Here is a 22,460-nt window from a genome sequence, read left to right as displayed (position 1 = left end):
AATTCCATATATGTTTAGGGAACCCAATGTTTGAATTAATTATACTTGGAATTATTGTTGGTTCAATGTCTGGTTTTTTTGGTATTGGTGGAGGAACTATTTTAGTTCCTATGCTCCTTATCCTTGGATTTGATACAAAAGTTGCTATAGGAATCTCAGTTGTTCAGATGGTATTTGGCTCACTTTATGGAAGTTATTTAAACAACAAAAAAGGTACGCTTGATCTAGTTATGATCACCACTATTGGCTTAGGTGGATTTATTGGAGCACTCTTTAGTGGATCGATTACATTTATGTTTTCTAGTGAGACTTTAGAGATACTGTTTTTAGCTTTTACAATATTTGCTCTTATTAGACTTTTTGTAAAAAGAGAGGAAGGTCTTGAAGAAAAAACTTTAAATAATAAGCCTTTACTGCTTGTTATTGGTTTTTTTATTGGTACTATAAGTATGACTATTGGAGTTGGTGGAAGCTTACTACTTGTTCCAATACTTGTGGGGTTTTTACATGTACCTATTGCTAAGGCTACTTCAGCGGGCCTCTTTTTTGTGGTATTTTCTTCAATAGCTGGATTGATTTCACACTCTTTGCATGATCATATTGATTATCAAACTGGTGTGAGTATAGGTCTTGCTTCTTTATTGGGAGTCTATATTGGGATACATTTTAAACACATTGTAAGTCCTAATATACAAAAAAGATTGTTAATGCTTTTTTACATAATGATAGTCACATATTTAATATATAGAATTTTTGGAGTATAAATGAAGAAAAAAGATGAAATTGTAATTACTGGTGCTAGAGAAAACAATTTAAAAAATATCAACTTAACCATTCCTAAAAATGAACTAATAGTTATGACAGGTCTAAGTGGAAGTGGAAAATCTACACTCGCGTTCGATACTCTCTATGCAGAAGGACAACGCCGATACATGGAGTCACTCTCCTCTTATGCAAGACAGTTTCTTGATAGGGTTGGAAAACCAGACGTTGATAAGATTGAAGGTCTTACTCCAGCCATAGCTATCGATCAAAAAACTACTTCAAAAAATCCACGTTCGACTGTTGGAACAATTACGGAAATATATGATTACTTTAGACTCTTGTATGCTCGAGTTGGCGTGCAGCACTGTCATAAGTGTCAAAAAGTTATCTCACAAATGTCAGCTTCGGACATAATTGGTGAGGTTGCAAAACTTCCTGAGGGCGCAAAACTTGTACTTTTGGCTCCACTTGTACGTGAAAAAAAAGGCGCATATGCCGACATGCTAGAATCCCTTGTGCATAAGGGTTATGTTCGTGCGATGATAGATGGAGTTATGGTGCGTTTAGATGAAGAGATAGAGCTCTCTAAAACTAAAAAACATACTATTAAAGTGGTTATTGATAGAGTTGTAGTAAAAGAAGAAAACAAAGAAAGAATAGCTGCTGATGTTGAAAAAGCACTTAAAGAGAGTTATGGCGAACTTGAAATAGACATACTTAACCATGATGAGTTAGGTATAAAAGAGTCAAGCATTCACTATTCTGAACATAATGCTTGTTTTGACTGTAAAATAAGTTTTGACCCATTAGAACCTCTCTCATTTTCATTTAATTCTCCTAAGGGTGCTTGTAGTGAGTGTGATGGTCTAGGTTTGCGTTATGCTCTTGATCAAGAGAAAATTATAGATAGAGACTTAAGTATAGAAAAGGGCGCCGTTAAAATTGTTTATGGTTTTAACAAGGGCTACTACTTTACATTTTTAAAAGGCTTTTGTGCCCATAATAATATTGATATAACGGTTCCATATTCGGAACTAGAAGAGCATCAGAAAAAAGCAATTCTACATGGAAATATAGAAGAGGTAAGTTTTTTATGGAAAAACCATGAAGTCAAACGACTTTTCCCTGGAATTATTCGCATAGCGTATGACATGTTTAAGGATGAAAAAGAGCTAGGTGATTATATGAGTGAGAAGATATGTAATATATGTGATTCTCATAGACTTAAACGCGAGTCTCTTGCTGTTAGAGTTGGAAACAAAGGTATAGCGGAACTTCTTGATATGCCAATTGGAAAAACTTACGAGTGGTTTGCGGCAGAGGATAATTTCTCCAATTTTGATGAGCAGTCTGAGCAGATAGCAGCACCAATTCTAAATGAGATACGAGAGCGTTTATACTTCCTATATGATGTTGGCCTAAGTTATATTACTTTAGGGCGTGACGCTAGAACTATTAGTGGTGGAGAGGCTCAGAGAATTCGTATAGCCTCACAAATTGGTTCTGGCTTAACTGGCGTAATGTATGTACTTGATGAGCCAAGCATAGGTCTTCATGAACGAGATACTCTCAAGCTTATAAGAACGCTTCGAAACCTTCAAGAAAAAGGTAATAGCGTTATAGTTGTTGAACATGATAAAGAGACTATTGAAAATGCAGATTTTATTGTTGACATAGGAAGTGGAGCAGGGAAGTTTGGTGGTGAAGTTGTTTTTAGTGGCACTCTAGACAAGCTTAAAAAAGCAAAAACATTAACTGCTGACTACCTTTATGGAAGAAAAAAAATAGAGTACTTTTATAGACGCAAGCAAGATAAGTTTATAGAGATTAAAAATGTAACTCTTAACAATATAAATAACTTATCGGCAAAAATCCCTTTAAATAACTTTGTTTGTATTACGGGTGTAAGTGGAAGTGGTAAGAGTTCACTTATGTTACAAACTCTTCTTCCAACGGCGCGTGAACTTTTAAACCATGCTAGAAAAGTAAATAAAGTAGCCGGCGTTGAAATAACTGGTCTTGAACATGTCGATAAGGTAATTTACCTTGATCAAAGCCCAATAGGTAGAACGCCTCGCTCAAATCCTGCAACCTATACTGGCGTTATGGATGAGATAAGAAATCTTTTTTCTCAAACTAAAGAGTCACAAATTAGAGGATATACAGCTTCGCGTTTTAGTTTTAACGTAAAAGGTGGAAGATGTGAGAAGTGTCAGGGTGAAGGGCAAAATAAAATAGAGATGCATTTCTTACCAGATATCATGGTTAAATGTGACTCTTGTAGTGGAACAAGATACAATCCGCAAACTTTGGAAGTATTTTACAAGGGCAAGACTATTTCTGATGTCTTAAATATGAGTGTTGATGAAGCTTTTGAGTTTTTTGCTCCCATTCCAAAAATAAACTTGAAGATGAAAACCCTTGTAGACGTTGGTCTTGGATATATAACGCTAGGACAAAATGCCGTTACACTCTCTGGTGGTGAAGCACAACGTATAAAGCTCTCTAAAGAGTTAAGTCGTAAAGATACGGGTCAGACTCTCTATATACTAGATGAGCCAACTACAGGTCTTCACTTTGCAGATGTAGATAGACTTACTGGCGTTCTTCATAAGTTTGTTGAACTTGGAAACTCTATGCTAATTATAGAACATAACTTAGATATGATTAAAAATGCTGATTATATTTTAGATATGGGGCCAGAAGGTGGCTCCGGTGGTGGACTTATCATTGCAGAAGGAACACCGGAAGAGCTGGCTAGTACATACGAAACAACTGGCTCATTTACAGGTGAGTATCTTAAAAAAGAGTTGGCGCTACATAAGAAGTAATGCCCAATAGCATTACTTTTTTTCTTTCTATAACGATTTATATTTTATTTTTCGTTAAAATCTTCATACCTAAGCTTTTTTCACACCTTACTTGGGACATTTTCTCTACAAATTAAAAATTTTGTTTATATTCTGAAAGGAAGATAAATAAATATGAAACTAAAATAAATATAGCTCAACTAAATAGAATTTTGTTAAAATCTGAGAAAAATCTAGGAATATTTAAATGAATGAAATATCTAAGAAAGAGTCAATAAAGGGTGCATTTTTTGGTGCCATAGTGGGTGATGCACTTTGCTTAGGCTCTCATTATGAGTATGACGCAAAAAAAATATACGAGGCATATGGAAATAAGCCAATTGAGAGGTTCATGTCTCCGGGTGAGATGATGGGTGGCCAAACTCATGGAATAGGATGGGGACAAAGAAACTATCACCCTGGAAAAAAAGCTGGTGGAACTACAGACTATGGTGATTACAATATCTTAGTTTTAGAGCATTTAGCGGCAATTTCAGAAAAACCAATACCTTTTAACGTGGCTAATATGATACCTCACTGGATGAATAGACTAGAAAATGGTTGGGGATCTTGGATATGTACAATGACAAAAGAGACTTATGCACAGATAAAGCAGGGTGTACCTGTTGAGCGTCTTGGTGGAATATCAAACGCCATGGCTATTCGTCATATTGCAGCGCATGCTTATTATGAGACTGAAGAAGAACTTGTTGACGTTGCTCGTAAAGTTATGTTTACTCATAAGAATGCAGAAGCACTTGGTGGTGGAGAGTTTTTTGCACGCGTTACACACAGGGTTATAAATGGTGAAAAACCAGCAGACGCCATAGAGATGGTTGGAGTTCAGATGGGTGGCTTTTTTGCTCAAAAGGTTTCTCAAGCCATACTAAAGTACCAAGAAGAAGCAGATGAAAACTCAGCACTTCATAAAGAAAAGTTTAGTGATGATTTAGCCATCACAAGTATGGCTCGACTTTGGGACGTTGGTCGCAGTGAGCCCATAAAAGTTGGAAAAGCAAGCCCGACTGAAGGTACGCTTCCAGGGGCTGTCTATTTTATACTTAAGTATGCTGAGCAAGAAGATGGGCTAAAGTTAGCGCTTCAGGCAAATGCAATGGTTGGTGGAGACAATGCTTCACGTGCTATCGCTATAGGAATGGTTTTGGGTGCTTACAAGGGTGTGAATGCTATTCCAAAAGAATGGAAAGAGAGCCTTGATGAGTGGGAATACTGTGAAAATCTACTAAATAAATTACCACTCTTGCTATAAATTATTAATAATAGTGCTAATTTAATAGTATTGCTAGTAAAAAAAAACTAAAAACAGTATAATAATTCTTATTTATACAGACAAGAGCAGGGCATGAAGAGTAAAAACGAAATTTTAATAGTCAATGAAGTTAGTGAAAATATTAAGATAGCTATCAACATACTAAAAAGCAGTTCTTATAACTTCTCTTATGCACTTAGTTCAAAGCAGGCTATAGAAATCCTTAAGTCTAAAAGATTTGATTTAATAATCTTAGATGTTGTGATGCCTGATATTGATGGCTTTGCATTATGTAAAATTATCAAAAACTCCCCATCCATAAGAGAAACTCCAGTTATATTTTTTACAGATAAGATTGACATTGAGTCAGTTGAACATGGTTTCGAAGTTGGAGCCGTTGATTATATAAAAAAACCTTTTCATCCCGTAGAACTTCAATCTCGAGTAAAGAGTCATATTGAGCTCTATAAGCATAAAAAAGAGTTAAATAAAAAGAGCGATTATCTTGCAGGTGAAATTAAAGTAGTAAAAGATAAATACTCTTCAGATCTACTTTTTGCTCAAAAAGAGATAATGTCTATCTTAACAGAACTTATTCAGTCAGATGCAGAAAATAATGCAAGTCATAACCATCGTGTTGCTCTTATGGCAAGAAAATTGGCATCACTTGAAGGTAATTTGACACAACAAGAGATTGATATTTTATATATTTGTGCACCTCTTTATGACATCGGCAAGATACTTATTGATAAAAAAATCTTAAATAAACATGACAAATTAAGTGATGAAGAGATTGAGATTATGAAGGGGCATACAACATTAGCTGATGGAATTTTAAGAAAATCACAGATTGAGTCTATACAGGCTGTGCGAGTGATCGCTCACCAGCATCATGAAAACTATGATGGTACTGGCTACCCACAAGCTTTAAGTGGAGATGAAATCCATATTTTTGCCAGAATTGTTTCTATCTGTGATGTTTTAGAGTCCTTAACTCATGCGAGTCCATTTAGGAAAGCTTGGAGTTTTGAAGAGGCTTCAAAGTATATTATAGAATCAAGTGGTACAAAATTTGATCCGCGTTTAGTAGATATTTTTAGTACTCATCTTGAAATGTTTAAAGAAATTACAGAAGAAGAGAGTACATGATTTTAAATACTTTATCTATTTTTTTAATAGTTCTAATCGTTTTTCTTTTACTTGGTGTACTTCTACTAGGCATTAAAAACAAAAAACAAAAAATAGAGATTAAAGCCTTTGATGAAAAGGTTCAAAGATTAAGCAGTGAGATTCAATCTAATGAAAAAGAGATTTCAGAGCTTCGTTTAAAATCAAACACAAGTTATGCAAGTAGTCAAATTAGTAAAATTGAGAACCTAACGTCTGAGTTAGAAAAATATAAAACTTATCTTGAAGAAGAGAAGATTAAATCTCAAGAAGCAAAAATGAAACAGTATGATTTCATGTCAGACGTAAGAGAAGAAGTTAAATCCAATGTTGAACCAATATTGACCTTTGTAGATCTTTTATCTGTCGATATAAAAGAGATGAATTTACTACACTACTTAAAAAGTATAGCAAGATCATCTCAAAAAATCCTTCTTTTTATGGATAACACAATAGAGATAGCAAAACTTGAGTTGGGTTCGGTGGAGGTTCAAAACAGAGTTGTGGATATACAAAACCTGTTTTACACGCTTATTGAAGAGCATCAACCCAGTGCTGATGCTAAAAACCTTGATTTTTCTTTAGAGATTGATGAAAATATGCCAAATTCATTAATTATGGATGATCAAAAAGTAAAAGATATTTTGAACAACTTGATAGAAAATGCAATAAAATTCACACCTGAGGGATATGTCAAAGTTAAATTAATGGTTAACAATCTTGACACAAGAAAAAATGAAGTAGATATACTTGTGAGTGTTGAAGATTCTGGTGTTGGAATAGCAAGGGAAAATCAGAATAAAATTTTTGAAATTTTTGATGCAAAAGAGAATGCACATGTAGCAGAGAACAGAACTTCGGGTCTAGGTCTGTGTTTGAATAAAAAAATAGCAAAACTTATGAATGGAGATATCACTTTTAGAAGTGAACTCTCAAAAGGTTCAACATTTAAACTTTTACTAAAAGGTGTAGAGATAGTCCTTTATAGTGCAAAAGATAAGATTGATGAGGAAAATGTTAACTTTTCATTCATAAAGCCTGAGGGTGGAAAGATAATGGTCATTGATGAGTCCCTTGAGGACAGAAATACAATTGAGCAGAGTTTCATACAAACTGCTGTAAAAGTATTTGCCTATGAGCATCCTCGTGAAGCTATAGTAGCATTTAAAGAGAATAAGTTTGATATAGTCTTTATAGATCTTGAAGTATTAGTTGGAGATGATAGTGCTGTCTCTAAAGTAATAGCAAAAATGAGTAAGGCACCCGTTGTTACTATTACGTCTAGAAGTTTGAAAAATGTAGAGTTTATAGATTCGGGAGTTAATGTTGTAGGACATTTACAACGTCCAATTTCGAAGATGGAACTCTTTAAGATTTCTATTAAAACTTTAAATCTGATGCATCTTATGTCTACTCCTGTAAATATTAATATAAAACAGAGTGATCTTGAGAGTGTTGATATTAAAAAGTCAAAAGAGTTTCTAAGTGTTCACTACAGTGAGCTTGAAGCAATATACCAAGAAGCTCGTTCAACTAATGACTTAAGTGTTATACAACTTTTTAGCGAAACCCTTTTAAAGTTGGCGTTTAAGTACAAAATCAAGATTTTCTCGGATTTTGCAAAAGAACTTTTAGAGCATACTGAGAGGTTTGACATCGATTCTATTAACACTATGATGGAGAGTTATAGTGGTATGATAAAAAAGTTAGAAAGTTTATAAAACTGTAGTATAATTTCAAAAAATTATAAAGGCCATCAAATGTCAACATATGTTTTTGGACACACAAGTCCCGATAGTGATTCTATAGTAGGATCTATTTCTCTTTCATACTTAAAAAATCAACTTGGTGAAGATTGTATACCGACTCGCCAGGGAGAAATATCTGCCGAAACAAAATTTATTTTAAAACAGTTTGGATATGAATCAAAGGTGCCTGAACTTAAAACTTCAGTAGCTGGAGAAAATGTTTACATTATAGATTTTTCAGATAAAGCACAGGCTCCTGCAGACATTATGGAAGCTACTATTCTTGGTATAGTTGATCATCATAAACTTGGTGATTTAACAACATCTACGCCTTTAGAGTGCTGGATAAGACCTATTGGCTGCTCTAACACAGTTGTTTATGAAATGTATAGAGCCTATGATGTAGAGATTCCAAAAGATATAGCTGGAATGATGATGCTTGCTATCTTAAGCGATACTGTTATCTTTAAGTCACCAACATGTACAAAAGTTGATACAAAAGCAGTAAAAGAACTTGCAAAAATTGCAGGTGTTGAAGATTATAAATCTATAGCGATGGATATGTTTATTGCAAAATCAGCTGTAGATGGTGCAACAGCTAGAAATCTAAATACAAGAGATTACAAAGCTTTTGACATGAATGGCGTTAAGGTTGGCGTTAATCAGCTTGAGATGGTTGATATCTCCGTACTAGAGTCTCGCGAAGATGAGATAATGGCAGATATGAAAGTTATGAAAGAAGAAGAGGGACTCCATACTATTTTAGTTCTTTTAACAGACATAATGAAAGAGGGATCAAAACTTCTAGTAGTAAGCGATGATGACTCTAGGATAGAAGCTGCGTTTGGCGTAAAACTAGAAAACTCAAAAGTATGGCTTGATGGTGTTTTAAGTAGAAAAAAACAAGTTATACCTTTTGTTCAACCTCAGTTCTAAACACTTTTTTTCTTATTGGAGTAGTGAGTAGCACTCACAACATCTCCAATAATCGCTCTATGATATAAATAGGGCTCTTTTATATTACTAATTACATAGCGTCCACCATCTGTAGTTAGTACCTCAAGTGTTCCAACATCAATTATTTTTTCAAATATTCCACCAATTGGCTTTATATATATAGTTCGTATCTCTTCAAGGTTGATCGGAAAAACCTCTCTAGATTTATGACCTTTTAATATAATCAATCTTTTTTTAGTAAGTAGGCAATGATAAGAGGATTTTTCTTTTATCTCATAATAATGTACGTAAAGTGTTCTTAGTACTAATACTATCCCAATTACTCCTATATGATACTCAAATCCAATAAATAGAAGTAAAGAGCCCAAGAGATATAACTTTATCATTGGAATATAAAATGTTTTTGATATCTCAGCTTGAACTAGAACCGACTCATCTTTATGAATAACTTTTTTTATATTTTTTATAAGAGAGCCTTTAATCTACATATAAAAAGCGTTTTATTTTTTTAGTTGGTGTCTTAACAAATGGTTCTATCTGCTCAGAAAATTTAACCATTTTACAGTAGTTTGAAACTTTTGTATTTACTTCTACTCTCATCTCTTCAAGAAGGTTTGTAATCTTCTCTTTTACTTCAGAGTCTGGAGTATGGTTTGCTTTAAACATCTCATCTATCATCTCATAATCTAGGTGGACCTTTGCTATAAGTCTATTATCCTGCATCAAGACTAGAGAGTCTAATACAACACTATTTTGATTTATAACGGCCTCAATCTGTTCAGGAAAAATATTTTCTCCACCTGAGCCAATAATTACATTCTTACTTCTACCGTTAATAAATAAAAATCCATCTTCATCGATATGTCCAAGATCGCCTGTATAAAACCAACCATCTTTAATGACTTCTGCTGTCTGTTTTTCATCTTTATAATAACCAAGCATAACGCTTGGTGATCTAGAGATAATCTCTCCACTACCTGTTTTAGGATCTTCATTTATTATTTTAATTTCTACCCCGGGAAACGCCGTTCCAGTTGACGTGATTTTAATAGTGTCACCAAGAATAGAACCTGCTATAAGTGGTGCGGTCTCTGTCAATCCATAGCCAATTATATATGGAAACTGGGCTTCTATTAAAAATTTTTCTACAAAGGGAGAGAGTCCAGCTCCGCCAATTCCAAAAAATCTCAACCTGCCTCCAAATGTCTCTATGAGTTTCTTTCCTGCTATTTTGTTAAGTTGTTTTCTAAATAGAGGTACTGAATAGAGTGTTTTCATAGCAAGCGAGTTTGTAAATTTAGGAAGAACCTTATTTTTATATATCTTCTCGATAATCAAAGGTACACTAAGCATCATGGTAGGTTTAACTATGCTAAATGCTTTTAATAAAACACTTGGCGTTGGAACTTTATCTATGTAAACAACACTTGCCCCATGTAATATTGGCACTAAAAGTCCAACTGTGCACTCTAGTGTATGAGCCAGGGGTAGGATAGATAGAAAAACATCACTCGGAAGTATTGTGACTTTTTCATATGTAGATAAAGCATTTGTTACAAGGTTTTTGTGTGAGAGCATCACTCCCTTTGAGTTACCCGTTGTCCCTGACGTGTAGAGTATTGCTGCCATATCATTTTCATCTGGCTTAGCTAACTCTTTTATGTTTACATTTTTTTGTTTAATTTTGGACAAATATCTATGATTTGTAAGCTCATCTACTATAGTTAAATCATCAAGTTTTATGACAAAAGTTAAATCCTCTTCATCTAACTCTTCTACAGTATCAATGTGCTTTTGTGAAACAAAAATTGCTTTAGCATCAGAGTGTCTGATAATATGGTGAACATCAGCTTTATGAAAATCTGGAAGTATTGGAACTATAACAGCACCAAAGTATGTGGTTGCAAAGTAAGCCACAGCCCAGTTTGGCATATTTTCACTAAGCAATGCTACCTTGTCACCTTTTTTGATTCCATTTTCAAGCAGAAGTTTCGACATTGCTAATATGGATTGATGAAGTTCACCGTAAGTTGTGGGTTCTTGATCAAGTTTTGAGAGAACTGGTTCATCCACATATATCTCTGCTGAACGGTTGATAAGACTTGCTAGTGTAAAGTTTTCTAAGTTTTCATAAGGGTAATTCATAACTAATCTCTTCTTTTGAATCTATTTAGTATTATTATACATATAAATGCTAGAAATAGTATATTTTTCTTATAAATAAGGCTAAACATTGAGTAGAAGAAACAAAAACACCCACGATAATAAAAATAGAGATACTCATAACTTTAGAGAACAAGATTTTTTACCTACAACCCGTGCAGACATGGATGCTAGAGGGTGGGACTACTGTGATGTAATTCTTGTTAGTGGTGATGCCTATATAGACTCACCTTTTATTGGTGTAGCCATGGTAGGTCGTATGCTTGAGAAGTTAGGCTACAGAGTAGGAATGATAGGTCAGCCTGATATTAAGTCGGGTGATGATATTATGCGTTTAGGTGAGCCGCGTTTATATTGGGGTGTGAGTGGTGGAAGTGTTGATAGTATGGTGAGTAACTATACTGCAACAAAGAAGTTTAGAAACTCAGATGATTATACTCCAGGTGGCAAGAATAACAAACGCCCTGATCGTGCCATAAGTGTCTACTGTAACCTTATCCGTCGTCATTTTAAAAACACTGTTCCTCTAGTTTTAGGTGGAATCGAAGCGAGTTTAAGACGTGTGAGTCATTATGACTACTGGTCAGATAAGCTTAAAAAACCAATTTTGTTTGATTCAAAAGCGGATGTGCTTATTTATGGAATGGGTGAAATAGCACTGGAGCAACTTACAAAAGCAATAGATGAAAAACAAGACTATAGAGATATTCGTGGTGTTTGTTACATATCTAAAGAACCAGTGGAAAAGTATCATCAAATGCCATCTCATCAAGAGTGTTTAGATGATAAAGAGAAGTATATAGACCTCTTTGATCTGTTTTATGATAACAATGACCCAATAGCAGCAAATGGACTTTGTCAGCCTGTTGACACTCGTTTTTTAATCCAAAATCCACCATGTGATCACTTGAGTGAAGAAGAAATGGATGCGCACTCCAACCTTCCTTTTACTAGAGAACTGCATCCTTATTATGCAAAAGATGGAAAAGTGAAATGTTTGGAGACAATAAAATTCTCAATTATGACGCACCATGGATGTTGGGGCGAGTGTAATTTCTGTGCTATTGGCGTGCATCAAGGGCGTACGATTAGGACACGCTCTGAAGAAAATATCTTAAAAGAAGCGAATGATTTTAACAAGTATAAAGACTATAAAGGGATTATTTCTGATGTTGGTGGGCCAACAGCCAATATGTACGGATACGAGTGCAATAAAAAGTTGAAACTTGGTACTTGTGACCACCAACGCTGTGTTGATGCAAACCATCTTTGTCAATCTATGAAGCCAGACCATTCTCGAAATATTAATTTACTTAGACAAGTAAGAGAAGTGCCAGGTGTGAGAAAGGCTTTTGTAGCAAGTGGTGTACGTTATGACCTTATAACAGAAGATAAGAAGCATGGGTATGAGTATCTAAAAGAGATGGTGAAACATCATATATCTGGCCAGATGAAAGTAGCTCCTGAACATACTCAGCAGCATGTACTAGAGCTAATGGGAAAACCAGGAAAGCAAACACTCATAGATTTTAAAAAGCTCTATGATAAGTTAAATAAGGAAGAGGGGAAGAATCAGTTTTTAACCTACTATCTTATCGCGGCACATCCAGGGTGTGAAGAAAAAGATATGCATGAGTTAAAACGCTTTACAAGAGATGAACTACAGATGAATCCGGAGCAGGCTCAGGTTTTTACACCAACGCCAGGAACTTACTCTGCTGTGATGTACTATACTGAAATGGATCCTAAAACAAGAAGAAAAATATTTGTAGAAAAAGATACTAAACGCAAAGAAAAACAGAAACAGATAGTTGTTGCAAAAGATAATTTTGCTAGTGGATTTGCTTCTTAAGAGACTTTTTAAGTCTCAAAATACTCTAGCTTAGAATTGAGCTCTCCCGAAGAGTTATAAAGCTTATCTGCTATCTCTGCAAGTTCTTGCATACTCTCATCATTTTCATGTGAAATAGTACTGATACTTTGTATCTTAGTAAGCATATCTGCCGTATGTGTAGATATCTCTTGTGAACCTTTTGCACTCTCTTGAGTTAGTTCATTAGTTTTATCCATAGTCTCAACTGTTGTATTAATATTCTCTTCAACATTTCTTGAAATATCTGAAAGTGATTCAATATTATCAGCATTATTTTTCATCTGCTCACTAGCATCTGTGACCGATTGTATTATAATATTTATAGTGGCATTTATCTCTGTAAGACTTTTTTGTGTTCTCTCAGCCAGTTGTCTAACTTCATCAGCAACTACGGCAAATCCACGGCCATGCTCACCTGCACGAGCTGCTTCTATGGCTGCGTTAAGTGCGAGAAGATTTGTTTGTTCTGCAATATCACTAATAACATCTAAAACACTCTTTATCTGCTGCGTCTCCCCCGAGAGTTGCTCAAGTTTAGAATTCATTTCATGCTCAAGCTCAACGCTATGATGTACACTCTCTGTGAGTCTAAATATCTCATTTTTTGCATCATTAAGTAGAGTGTTTGCTTTATTCATATTAAGCTTAGTATCGTGAAAATTTTGGTTAGAAGTTTCAACTAGCTCTTGAATAGAGTTCGCTTGTGTAATTGTCTCTTGTGCTATTTTAAACTCTTGATGAACTTTAAGTTGAGTTTTTGTTGTAATCTCTTTCATATTCGAAGCATGGTTTTGGTTAATATGAGAAGAGTTTTTAGCATCTGATATGGTTGAGTTTAAATTAGCTATAAAGATATTTATAGATCTTGCCATAGTTCCTGTCTCATCTCTTGCATCTATGGAGATAACTTTATTAAGATTGTTATGTTCAGATTCAACAGCCTTAGTTATACCTAGTACAGAGAGTTTTATCTGTCTAACTAGAAGATATATATTAAGTATAGATATAGTAAGTGCGATGATAATAACAAGTGTGTTTTTAGAGATCATATCATTAAGTGTAAGACTATGTTGTGTTATATAAAGTGTTATGTTAAAAAGGACTAAAAGGAAAACATTTCCAAGTAGAGTATTAAAAATAACAAAAATAATTTTTTTACTAAAAGAGAGGAATGGATACTCTTGAGACATTGTCAGTCCCTTCGTCCAGTTCTCTATAGTTGTAACAAAGAGTATAAAAACAGGAATAATAAAGAGTAAAAACAGAGGAATACTAAAGAGTTGTGCTAACCAAAACTGAGTCGTTGAAATAAAGTCTAAGCTGGTAAGAACAATGAGTGGACCAAATGAAGTATAAAAAAACTGTGCAAGTAAAAATAGTATTGGAAGTCTTGAGAGTACTCTGTCACTCTCTTGAGTACTTTTTTTATTTTCAACAGCTGACTCAATGGTGTTTAGTTGAGATTTAAAGAAAAAGACTCCTATGGCAGTAGCAGCTATTATATACAAGATCATCGCGGCAGAAAAAACAACACTAACTAACTCATCTAAATTAAAAACTTCAGAATAATAAACCATAAATATCCACACGATTGGCGGTATCATAAAACCAGCTAAAACTAGCACAATGAGTTTGTTATTTGTACTCATATATTTCCTTCTATTTCTGTAATTGTTCAATATTTTAGGATAAGTACTCTTAATATAATATTTAGAATTTTAAAAATGCACTTTACTTTAAGGGAAGAGGAAAAACAAAAAATTATTTTCTAATGGAGCTTGCGGTTAAAAAAATATAATCTTTTCCTGTAACTGTAACTCTAAACTTTTTTTGTTGTAGGTACTTTTTACAAAAAACTACATCTTTATAAAGTAGACCCATTTCTGAAAAGGGATAGTTTTTGACCTTAGCTCCATAGACCATTTCACCATCTACCCACCTACAATTTGGAAATCCTAAAATCATAGCTCCATCGCGTTTAAGTTGGTTTTGCACTATTGACATAAAAAGTTTGTTAAATTCTAAATTTGAGCTCTGAAGTGTACCAATCGATATGATCAAATCAAATTCTCCAAGGTTTAAAGAGGCCAGGTCGTTAATATGATGTGTGTAAAAAGTTATGTTTTTATCATTTATAAACTTCTTTCGTGCTAACTCAATAGCAGAGTCACAAAAGTCAATGCCTACTAACTCTAGAGTTGAAAAATCTTGTGAGATTTCTTTTATAACAACAAATTCATCAGCACTATTGACACCTAAGTTTAAAACTCTTGTGCGTTTGTTAAAGTTTACATTTTTAAGTGCTTGGAGGTAGTAGTGGATGAAAGATGGTTCTTCGTTTTTATATATTTGTGAAAATATAGACTCAGTTCCATACTTTTTCTCTTTGTCCATCTCACTCTTATGAAAACTCTCATCACTGTTTAGTTTTTCATATCTTATTATCACTTGAGACCCTGAGTCACTCTTTGGTGTAAGCATCCTACAGTTTAGGATGTGTGCTAAATCCAACCAGGCTTTATATTCTCTATAGATAAATGCTTGATTATTTACATAAACTCTATTGCCAGCATAAGTCGAAGAGCAGTAATCAGGATTTAAAACTTTAAATTCTATAATACTTTTTACCTCTAAATTTATAAGCTCTTTTTTTAATAAATCCATGATTTCAATCATCTTTTGTGTTGTAAAACTTTTCATAATAAAATTGTACAGTTATTACAAGAAATATGATATACTCAGTAGAATTTAGTCTGAGGATAGAGATATTTATGCGAATGAATGAAAATCTAAGCTTTTATAAATTTATGCATAAGCAGATACTTGTAATTATTGTCTTAAATGTATTAACTGCTCCTGGTTATCTTTTAATGGGTTATATTTATACATCTATGCTTTATGAATTCTTATGGATGCTGATGACATTTGTTGTTGCAATATATGGCTATTATCTATATAAAGAATTTAATATAAAAATGACACTCGGTGCCAAAGATAGATGGTTAAATAAAGTTCGCTACTTTATGTTTACTTACTCCTCAACATGGTCGATTATGTTTTATTATTATGTTATGAATGAAAATATAGAGATGCATTATATAGCTATTTCAACTCAATTAGGTACTTCAGTAGTAGCAGCAACACTTCTTGCCTCACAAAGAAAACTTGTTGTGTTTACAGTCTCTTTTTTAATGATGCCTCTTATTCTTTACTTTTTATTTGTTGGAGAAGCTTTCTCTTATATCCTCTCCTTTTTTACATTTGTTTTGGGAGTAGTTTTACTCTATGCGGCAAAAAACACGAATGACTATATACTCAAAAGTAATTATCAAGCATATCATGACCATCTAACAAATATTGGAAATAGAAGATACTTTTTAGAAATTTTAGAGAGTTCAGTTAGGGAGAATAATGATAAGTACACATATCTACTTCTCATAGACCTTGATTACTTTAAAACCATAAATGACACACTTGGGCATGATGTTGGTGATGAACTATTAAAAGAAGTTGCTAAAAGAATGGTAAACCTCTCCGATAAGCATGACAATAAAGTTGCAAGATTGGGTGGAGATGAGTTTTGTATTTTAAGTTCTGATTTTAATACTCAAGAGTCTTGTTTGGATGGCGCAAAAACATTTTCTACAGAGCTACTTAAAGAGATAAAAAATAATTATAACCTCAATGGTAACCATCTCTACATCAGTGCAAGTATTGGGGTTAGCGTTGTCAATACAACGAACATTGCAGCAGCAGAGTACTTAAAAGAAGCCGATATGGCTATGTATGAAGCAAAACATAATGGTAGAGATGGAATTATTGTCTTCAATGAAGAGCTATGCGAACTTGTGCAGAGAAAACTAGACATAGAGAGACTTCTGCATTTTGCATTGGAAAAAGATGAAATTAGTCTAGTTTACCAGCCCCAAATAGATGAGAAAAACTTAGTAGTAGGTTGTGAAGTTTTAGTAAGATGGCACAATGAAAAACTAGGCTTTGTTCCTCCTGATATTTTTATACCTATAGCTGAAAACACAGGCTTTATAATAGAACTTGGCGAGTATATACTTTATGAGGCATTTCAAACGATTAAAGAGTGGGACACATCTGACTTAGGTATCAAACAGGTCTCAATCAATATAAGTATGAGACAACTTATGCATCAAGACTTTTTAAATACTATTCAAAGAGCAATGAAAAAATATTTTAGATATGGTTGTGAAATCAACATTATATTTGAAATAACAGAGACAAGCGCATCTGATGACTATAGAAGCCTTGTGAGAGTAATGAATATTCTAAAAAGATATGGCATTACTTTCTCTATGGATGATTTTGGAACTGGGTATTCATCTCTTAGTTATTTAAGAGAGCTACCTATTGAAGAGCTTAAGATAGATAAATCTTTTATATCTCAGCTAGCAGATGTACAGCAAGCTTCACTTGTAAAAACAATTGTAGATATTGCTAAAAATCTAAACTTAACTATAGTTGCCGAAGGTGTTGAAGAGGAGTATCAAAGAGAGTATCTTCAAGAGCTAGATTGTGACTTATATCAAGGTTATCTCTACTCAAAACCAATAAAAAAAGAGGAGTTTGAGAATTTTTGTCGTAAGTAAGGCAAAAATTGTTCCAACTTTTTTATTTTCTTCATCCTCTTACATATCTTTCAGTTTGATTACTCTACAATAAATAAAAATTAATTAGAAAAGTCAAAGAATGAGAATAGATAAATTTTTAAATTCAGTAAATATTACAAAACGGCGTTCTGTTGCCCAAGATATGATAAGTAACAAAGTTGTTCTTATAAACGATGTTATTGTAAAGGCTAGTAAGAATGTTGAAGTTGGTAGTGTTATCTCTATTAACTACTTAGAGAGCACTAAAAAATATAAAGTATTAAAAATTCCAACAACAAAATCGACACCAAAATCACTTCAAGATGAATATATAAAGGAACTTTAAATGACACACCATGAAGCAAAAGTAGCATTTACATCTCTTTTTAAGCATGAGATGAGTGACGAGCGAATGAGAGAGTTTCTTCTTTCTTTAACTCTTGACGAAAATACAAGCATAGACTCTATTGCAGCAGCAGCAGAGGTGATGAGAAGTTTTGCCTCTCCTTTGCCAATCTCTGAGGAGTTAAGAGCCAATGCCATTGATATAGTTGGAACGGGTGGAGATAAAATAGGCTCTTTTAATATATCTTCCACAGTTGCTCTTTTAGTGGCATCATGTGGAGCGACTGTAGCAAAGCATGGAAGCCGTTCTGTTACTTCACAAAGTGGTAGTGCAGATATGTTTGAAAAACTAGGTGTGAGACTTGACTTAAGTATAGAACAGAGTGCAAAACTGCTCCAAGCAACAGGTTTTACATTTATGTTTGCCGCAAATCATCACCCGGCGATGAAATTTATAATGCCTATAAGAAAAAGTATTCCTGATAAGACAATATTTAATATTCTAGGACCGCTAACAAATCCAGCAGGTGTTAAAAAATCAATGTTAGGTGTTTTTGACAACTCTTTTGTTCCAAAAATGCTTGAAGCTCTTAAGATGAATGGTGCAACATCAGCAATGGTTGTTAGTTCAAAAGAGGGGATGGATGAGATAAGCATCAGTGATGTGACTTATGCCTCTCGGCTTAAAGATGGCATTATTCATGAGTTTGAGATAGACCCAGAGGAGTTTGGTATAAAAAAGATGCCCCTAAAGGCGATTATGGGTGGTGATGCTATGCACAATGCAGAAATATTAATGAAGATTTTTGCCTCAAGTGCTACGGATGCACAAAGAGACATAGTGCTTATAAACGCAGCGGCGGCTCTTATGGTTGATGGTTTGGCCCGTGATATGCAAGATGGAATGGAAATGGCGCGAGAGGCTATTTTAAACCTTAGAGCTAAGAAAAAACTTCGCCAAATCATTGAGGTTTCTCAAAAATTATGATGATTTATAGACTAGGATTAGAGGATTTATCTCCTTTAGTGGCTAAATTTAAAAATGAGATAACGGATGGCGTTGTGATTCTTCGAGGGGATTTAGCGGCTGGAAAAACCACGCTTGTCAAAGAGGTGGTTAAAGCTATGGAAATTGAAGATATGGTTACTTCGCCAACGTTTTCTCTACAGCAAGTTTATGGCAGCCGCATATATCATTATGATATGTATAACCATGGTTTAGAGCATTTTTTATCTCTAGGGATGATGGAAGAGCTAGATAAAGAAGGCTTGCATTTTGTAGAGTGGGGCGATGATGAACTGCTTAAAATATTAACCTTAGCAGAGATACCAACTGTTACTATTGATATAGAAAAAATATCTAATGATGAGAGAGAGTATAGGGTGGATTATGCACACGCTTAAAGCAGTTAGTTTAAAGAAAAAAATTAAAAGCTTAGAGATAGTAAAGGGAATGAGCCTTGACGTCTCTAGCGGAGAAGTTGTTGGTCTTCTTGGACCAAATGGCGCAGGAAAAACTACTACGTTTTATATGATATGCGGACTTGTTGAAGCGAGTGGAGGAGAGGTTTTTTTTGATGGAGAAAATATCTCAACTATGCCTCTGCATCAGCGCGCTCTTAAAGGCATAGGTTATCTTCCACAAGAAGCTTCTATATTTAAAGACTTGAGTGTGGAAGATAATCTTATGGTGGCGGCCCAAGTTGGTATTAAAGATAAAAAGATGCAAGAAGCGAGAATTTTAGAACTACTTGATATGTTTAACATCGAACCAATTCGCTACCGTAAAGGAATTAGTCTCAGTGGTGGAGAACGTCGTCGCGTTGAGATAGCGCGTGCACTTGTAAATCAGCCAAAGTTTTTACTTTTGGATGAGCCATTTGCAGGGGTTGATCCAATAGCTGTGATGGATATTCAAAATGTTATTAAGCAACTAGTCTCTTATGATATTGGTGTTTTGATTACAGACCATAATGTGCGTGAAACACTTGAGGTATGTGATAGAGCTTATGTTATCAAGTCAGGTGAGCTTCTAGCAAGTGGCACAAGTGATGAAATAGGACAAAATGAAGATGTCCGTACTCACTATCTTGGTGAAGACTTTAAGCTTTAGGGGTTAAAAGAAAAAAATGGCAGGATTAAGACAAACGCAGAGTGTTGAGAGTAAGCATAAACTATCTAACACACTACGAAATTGGCTGCCTATTTTACACTCGAGTCTCTCAGATTTAGGCGAGGCGATGTCCCCGTTTGTTGAATCAAATCCAGTAGTGGAAGTCGAATCAGGCTATGAAGAGAATTTTGAATCTAAAATACCTAGAAAAGTAATATCTCGAGCAGTTAGTAACTCAAGAACTGAGCAGATAGAAGCCCTCACAATTCAAAGTAAATCACTTTATGATGTTTTAGATGAGCAACTCGGTGCACCACTTTTTCCAACGCCAATATCTCAAGAGATAGCTGAGCATGTTGTTGCCAACCTTGATGATAGTGGATACTATGAAGGGGATAGTGAAAAATTTTGTCAAGAGCATAGTGTTACACTTGATGTTTTTGAAAAAGTAAGAGCGCGTTTTGCTCATATTGAACCCATAGGGATTGGTGCAGTTGATTTATCTGAGTCTTTTTTATTTCAACTAGAAGGCACGGAAATTAGTGATGGAGCTTATTCTTTAGCTTGCATACTTATTAATAATCTCCAAGAGATTCATAGTTACTCATCTGAGACATACTTCAGTGAGGCTATGCATGTGATTTCCTCTTTTAAAAACCCACCAAATATAGAGTATCAAGAGGAGTCTTCTCAAGTCATTCCAGATTTAATGATTTTTTTTAATGATGATGAAAATATAGAAGTTAAACTTAATGATGCATATTATCCAACCATAAATATAGATACAAATTATGCTGTTGAGCATGAATTTATTTCACAAAAGATTAAAGAAGCAAAATCATTAGTAGATGCTTTAGATATGCGTAAGGCAACATTGTATAAAGTTGGATTGATGATAGTTGAATATCAATACGAGTTTTTTACTGGTGGTCAGATTATGCCTCTTACTCTTAAAACTTTAGCCGATGAGTTTGGACATAATCCATCAACAATATCAAGAGCAATCGCTAATAAATATATAGCCTGCGATAGAGGAGTACTCGCTATGAAAGAGTTTTTTACAACTGCAATAGATGAAGACGTCTCAAATGCAGCCATTAAAGAGTTCTTGATTGGCTTGGTAAAACAAGAGAACCGTTCTAAGCCATTGAGCGACATGAAATTACTTGATTTAATTCAAGAGAAGTTTAAAGTCAAGATGGTTCGTCGCACTATCGCAAAATATAGAAAACAGCTCAATATAGCGGGTTCGAGTGAGCGTAAAAAACTCTATCACTTAGGCACTCATTAATTTGGACATAAAAGCTAGACTTGATCTTGAGGTAGACAAACGCAACTCAAAAGATGAAATAAACTTAGATAGACTTGACCCAATAATAGTCGCCTATAGATACAATGATGCGTCAATAGCTCTTGTTTGCGCTCTCTTTGCTTATGGGAATGTAAAACAAATTGTTAAATTTTTAGATTCACTTGATTTTTCTCTACTTCAAGAGAGTGATGAGAAAATAAAACAAAGACTGTCTAAACACTACTATAGATTTCAAACTTCAGAAGATATCATTGCATTTTTTATAGCCCTAAAAAGACTTAACGAGCATAACTCTTTGGAGAATGTCTTCAAAAGAGGGTATGAGAGTAAAAAAAACGTAATAGATGGTATCAATGAACTCATAAATGAACTTTACTCTCTTAACCCATACTCATCTAAAGGGTATGGTTTTTTGGTAGGAAAAGTCACTACAAAAACAAAAGGCGCTGGTGCACTTAAACGCTGGATGATGTATCTGCGTTGGATGGTTAGGGATGACAATATTGATATGGGACTATGGAATGGGGTAAATAAAGCTGACTTGATTATGCCCTTAGATACACACACTTTTCACGTTTCAAAAAAGTTAGGACTTTTAAAAAGAAAGAGTTATGATTTAGAAGCTGCCATAGAACTAACGCAGAGTCTTAAAAATTTCGATAAAGACGATCCTCTAAAATATGATTTTGCTCTTTATCGATTAGGACAAGAAAAAGTTTTTTAGGAGTAAGAGTTTTGTAAATATTTATTACTTTACATGCAAATGATAGTGATATTTATCCCTCTTGTAGAAAAAAAACATATACTTCGATATAATAAATAAATTTAATTTTTAAAGGTACCATTATGGAGTGTCAATTTCCAACTGTTAATTCAAATAAAGAAGAGATTAGAAAAATATTTAGTAGTGTAAAAACGATAGCAGTATTGGGACTCTCTCCAGATCCTCAAAAACCAAGCCATAGAGTAGCAAAATATTTACAAGAACAGGGATATACAATAATTCCAGTTTATCCAAAAGAAGAACTCATCTTAGGACAAAAGGTATATCGTTCTTTAGCGGAAATTCCTGGTGACGTTGACATGGTTGACATATTTAGAAAACCTGACGCTCTTATGGCCGTAGCGCAAGCTGCAATTGAGCGTGGCGACGTGAAGGTGTTTTGGGCCCAAGAAGGCATAGTGAACAATGAAGCGGCAGATAAAGCAAAAGCAGCTGGCATGACTGTTGTACAAAACCATTGTACGATGGTCGAACATAAGCATTTATAGGCTAGGT

Annotated in this window: 19 protein-coding genes; 15 read left to right on the top strand and 4 right to left on the bottom strand. The window is 34.3% G+C overall.

The window, feature by feature from the left end; all coding sequences use genetic code 11:
- Positions 1-26 precede the first annotated feature (26 nt).
- The 6 genes from GJV85_RS06990 (at position 27) to GJV85_RS06965 (ending at position 8,735) form a co-directional block, all read left to right on the top strand.
- Positions 27-764 (top strand): sulfite exporter TauE/SafE family protein, encoded by a 738-nt coding sequence (locus GJV85_RS06990; protein ID WP_207560678.1) that lies wholly within the window; start codon positions 27-29, stop codon positions 762-764.
- Positions 765-3,596, top strand: coding sequence for an excinuclease ABC subunit UvrA (gene uvrA, locus GJV85_RS06985; protein ID WP_207560677.1), 2,832 nt, complete (start codon positions 765-767; stop codon positions 3,594-3,596). It begins immediately after the preceding gene.
- 226 nt (positions 3,597-3,822) lie between these two features.
- On the top strand, positions 3,823-4,884 hold the full coding sequence (locus GJV85_RS06980) for an ADP-ribosylglycohydrolase family protein (protein WP_207560676.1): 1,062 nt from the start codon (positions 3,823-3,825) through the stop codon (positions 4,882-4,884).
- Positions 4,885-4,977: 93 nt separating this feature from the next.
- Entirely contained in the window at positions 4,978-6,033 is a 1,056-nt protein-coding gene (locus GJV85_RS06975; protein WP_207560675.1) for a response regulator, read from the top strand.
- Entirely contained in the window at positions 6,030-7,772 is a 1,743-nt protein-coding gene (locus GJV85_RS06970; RefSeq protein ID WP_207560674.1) for an ATP-binding response regulator, read from the top strand. The genes GJV85_RS06975 and GJV85_RS06970 overlap by 4 nt, the downstream gene beginning before the upstream one ends.
- 39 nt (positions 7,773-7,811) lie before the next feature.
- Positions 7,812-8,735, top strand: a complete 924-nt coding sequence (locus tag GJV85_RS06965) for a manganese-dependent inorganic pyrophosphatase (RefSeq protein ID WP_207560673.1) — start codon at positions 7,812-7,814, stop codon at positions 8,733-8,735.
- Here the strand turns inward: GJV85_RS06965 and GJV85_RS06960 are convergent.
- Both GJV85_RS06960 and GJV85_RS06955 read right to left on the bottom strand, forming a co-directional pair.
- Positions 8,732-9,142, bottom strand: coding sequence for a hypothetical protein (locus GJV85_RS06960; RefSeq protein WP_242689760.1), 411 nt, complete (start codon positions 9,140-9,142; stop codon positions 8,732-8,734). The genes GJV85_RS06965 and GJV85_RS06960 overlap by 4 nt on opposite strands.
- Positions 9,143-9,233: 91 nt before the next feature.
- Positions 9,234-10,901 (bottom strand): AMP-binding protein, encoded by a 1,668-nt coding sequence (locus tag GJV85_RS06955; protein ID WP_207560672.1) that lies wholly within the window; start codon positions 10,899-10,901, stop codon positions 9,234-9,236.
- Between the two features lie 88 nt (positions 10,902-10,989).
- Here GJV85_RS06955 and GJV85_RS06950 point away from each other — a divergent pair, with 88 nt between their 5' ends.
- Complete coding sequence (locus GJV85_RS06950; protein WP_255550539.1) at positions 10,990-12,771, top strand: YgiQ family radical SAM protein; 1,782 nt, start codon at positions 10,990-10,992, stop codon at positions 12,769-12,771.
- An 8-nt stretch (positions 12,772-12,779) separates the two neighbouring features.
- Here GJV85_RS06950 and GJV85_RS13885 read toward each other — a convergent pair whose 3' ends face one another.
- Positions 12,780-14,441, bottom strand: coding sequence for a methyl-accepting chemotaxis protein (locus GJV85_RS13885; protein WP_207560671.1), 1,662 nt, complete (start codon positions 14,439-14,441; stop codon positions 12,780-12,782).
- 112 nt (positions 14,442-14,553) lie between these two features.
- The gene (locus GJV85_RS06940; RefSeq protein ID WP_242689759.1) at positions 14,554-15,456 is read right to left on the bottom strand and encodes a class I SAM-dependent methyltransferase; all 903 of its coding nucleotides are present in this window, start codon (positions 15,454-15,456) and stop codon (positions 14,554-14,556) included.
- A 113-nt stretch (positions 15,457-15,569) separates the two neighbouring features.
- Between GJV85_RS06940 and GJV85_RS06935 the strand changes: the two genes are divergently transcribed.
- The 8 genes from GJV85_RS06935 (at position 15,570) to GJV85_RS06900 (ending at position 22,453) form a co-directional block, all read left to right on the top strand.
- Entirely contained in the window at positions 15,570-17,411 is a 1,842-nt protein-coding gene (locus GJV85_RS06935; protein ID WP_207560669.1) for a putative bifunctional diguanylate cyclase/phosphodiesterase, read from the top strand.
- Positions 17,412-17,511: 100 nt separating this feature from the next.
- The gene (locus GJV85_RS06930; protein WP_207560668.1) at positions 17,512-17,757 is read left to right on the top strand and encodes an RNA-binding S4 domain-containing protein; all 246 of its coding nucleotides are present in this window, start codon (positions 17,512-17,514) and stop codon (positions 17,755-17,757) included.
- On the top strand, positions 17,758-18,744 hold the full coding sequence (gene trpD / locus GJV85_RS06925; RefSeq protein ID WP_207560667.1) for an anthranilate phosphoribosyltransferase: 987 nt from the start codon (positions 17,758-17,760) through the stop codon (positions 18,742-18,744).
- Entirely contained in the window at positions 18,741-19,160 is a 420-nt protein-coding gene (tsaE, locus tag GJV85_RS06920; RefSeq protein WP_207560666.1) for a tRNA (adenosine(37)-N6)-threonylcarbamoyltransferase complex ATPase subunit type 1 TsaE, read from the top strand. The genes trpD and tsaE overlap by 4 nt, the downstream gene beginning before the upstream one ends.
- The gene (gene lptB, locus GJV85_RS06915; RefSeq protein WP_207560665.1) at positions 19,147-19,869 is read left to right on the top strand and encodes an LPS export ABC transporter ATP-binding protein; all 723 of its coding nucleotides are present in this window, start codon (positions 19,147-19,149) and stop codon (positions 19,867-19,869) included. The genes tsaE and lptB overlap by 14 nt, the downstream gene beginning before the upstream one ends.
- Positions 19,870-19,885: 16 nt before the next feature.
- Complete coding sequence (locus tag GJV85_RS06910; protein WP_207560664.1) at positions 19,886-21,160, top strand: RNA polymerase factor sigma-54; 1,275 nt, start codon at positions 19,886-19,888, stop codon at positions 21,158-21,160.
- Position 21,161: 1 nt separating this feature from the next.
- Positions 21,162-21,905, top strand: coding sequence for a TIGR02757 family protein (locus tag GJV85_RS06905; protein WP_207560663.1), 744 nt, complete (start codon positions 21,162-21,164; stop codon positions 21,903-21,905).
- Between the two features lie 122 nt (positions 21,906-22,027).
- Positions 22,028-22,453, top strand: a complete 426-nt coding sequence (locus GJV85_RS06900; protein WP_207560662.1) for a CoA-binding protein — start codon at positions 22,028-22,030, stop codon at positions 22,451-22,453.
- The last annotated feature ends 7 nt before the right edge of the window (positions 22,454-22,460 follow it).

The sequence above is a fragment of the Sulfurimonas aquatica genome, from assembly GCF_017357825.1.
Lineage (GTDB): Bacteria > Campylobacterota > Campylobacteria > Campylobacterales > Sulfurimonadaceae > Sulfurimonas > Sulfurimonas aquatica.
This window is presented reverse-complemented; position numbering and strand designations above follow the sequence as displayed.

What these genes read in the sequence shown, in the direction of transcription:
- GJV85_RS06935 (WP_207560669.1), top strand. Translation starts at nt 15,570, where the DNA reads ATGAATGAAAATCTAAGCTTTTATAAATTTATGCATAAGCAGATACTT.
- GJV85_RS06910 (WP_207560664.1), top strand. Translation starts at nt 19,886, where the DNA reads ATGGCAGGATTAAGACAAACGCAGAGTGTTGAGAGTAAGCATAAACTA.
- lptB (WP_207560665.1), top strand. Translation starts at nt 19,147, where the DNA reads ATGCACACGCTTAAAGCAGTTAGTTTAAAGAAAAAAATTAAAAGCTTA.
- uvrA (WP_207560677.1), top strand. Translation starts at nt 765, where the DNA reads ATGAAGAAAAAAGATGAAATTGTAATTACTGGTGCTAGAGAAAACAAT.
- GJV85_RS06900 (WP_207560662.1), top strand. Translation starts at nt 22,028, where the DNA reads ATGGAGTGTCAATTTCCAACTGTTAATTCAAATAAAGAAGAGATTAGA.
- GJV85_RS06975 (WP_207560675.1), top strand. Translation starts at nt 4,978, where the DNA reads ATGAAGAGTAAAAACGAAATTTTAATAGTCAATGAAGTTAGTGAAAAT.
- GJV85_RS06970 (WP_207560674.1), top strand. Translation starts at nt 6,030, where the DNA reads ATGATTTTAAATACTTTATCTATTTTTTTAATAGTTCTAATCGTTTTT.
- GJV85_RS13885 (WP_207560671.1), bottom strand. Translation starts at nt 14,441, where the DNA reads ATGAGTACAAATAACAAACTCATTGTGCTAGTTTTAGCTGGTTTTATG.
- trpD (WP_207560667.1), top strand. Translation starts at nt 17,758, where the DNA reads ATGACACACCATGAAGCAAAAGTAGCATTTACATCTCTTTTTAAGCAT.
- tsaE (WP_207560666.1), top strand. Translation starts at nt 18,741, where the DNA reads ATGATGATTTATAGACTAGGATTAGAGGATTTATCTCCTTTAGTGGCT.
- GJV85_RS06955 (WP_207560672.1), bottom strand. Translation starts at nt 10,901, where the DNA reads ATGAATTACCCTTATGAAAACTTAGAAAACTTTACACTAGCAAGTCTT.
- GJV85_RS06940 (WP_242689759.1), bottom strand. Translation starts at nt 15,456, where the DNA reads ATGGATTTATTAAAAAAAGAGCTTATAAATTTAGAGGTAAAAAGTATT.
- GJV85_RS06930 (WP_207560668.1), top strand. Translation starts at nt 17,512, where the DNA reads ATGAGAATAGATAAATTTTTAAATTCAGTAAATATTACAAAACGGCGT.
- GJV85_RS06980 (WP_207560676.1), top strand. Translation starts at nt 3,823, where the DNA reads ATGAATGAAATATCTAAGAAAGAGTCAATAAAGGGTGCATTTTTTGGT.
- GJV85_RS06990 (WP_207560678.1), top strand. Translation starts at nt 27, where the DNA reads ATGTTTGAATTAATTATACTTGGAATTATTGTTGGTTCAATGTCTGGT.
- GJV85_RS06965 (WP_207560673.1), top strand. Translation starts at nt 7,812, where the DNA reads ATGTCAACATATGTTTTTGGACACACAAGTCCCGATAGTGATTCTATA.
- GJV85_RS06960 (WP_242689760.1), bottom strand. Translation starts at nt 9,142, where the DNA reads ATGATAAAGTTATATCTCTTGGGCTCTTTACTTCTATTTATTGGATTT.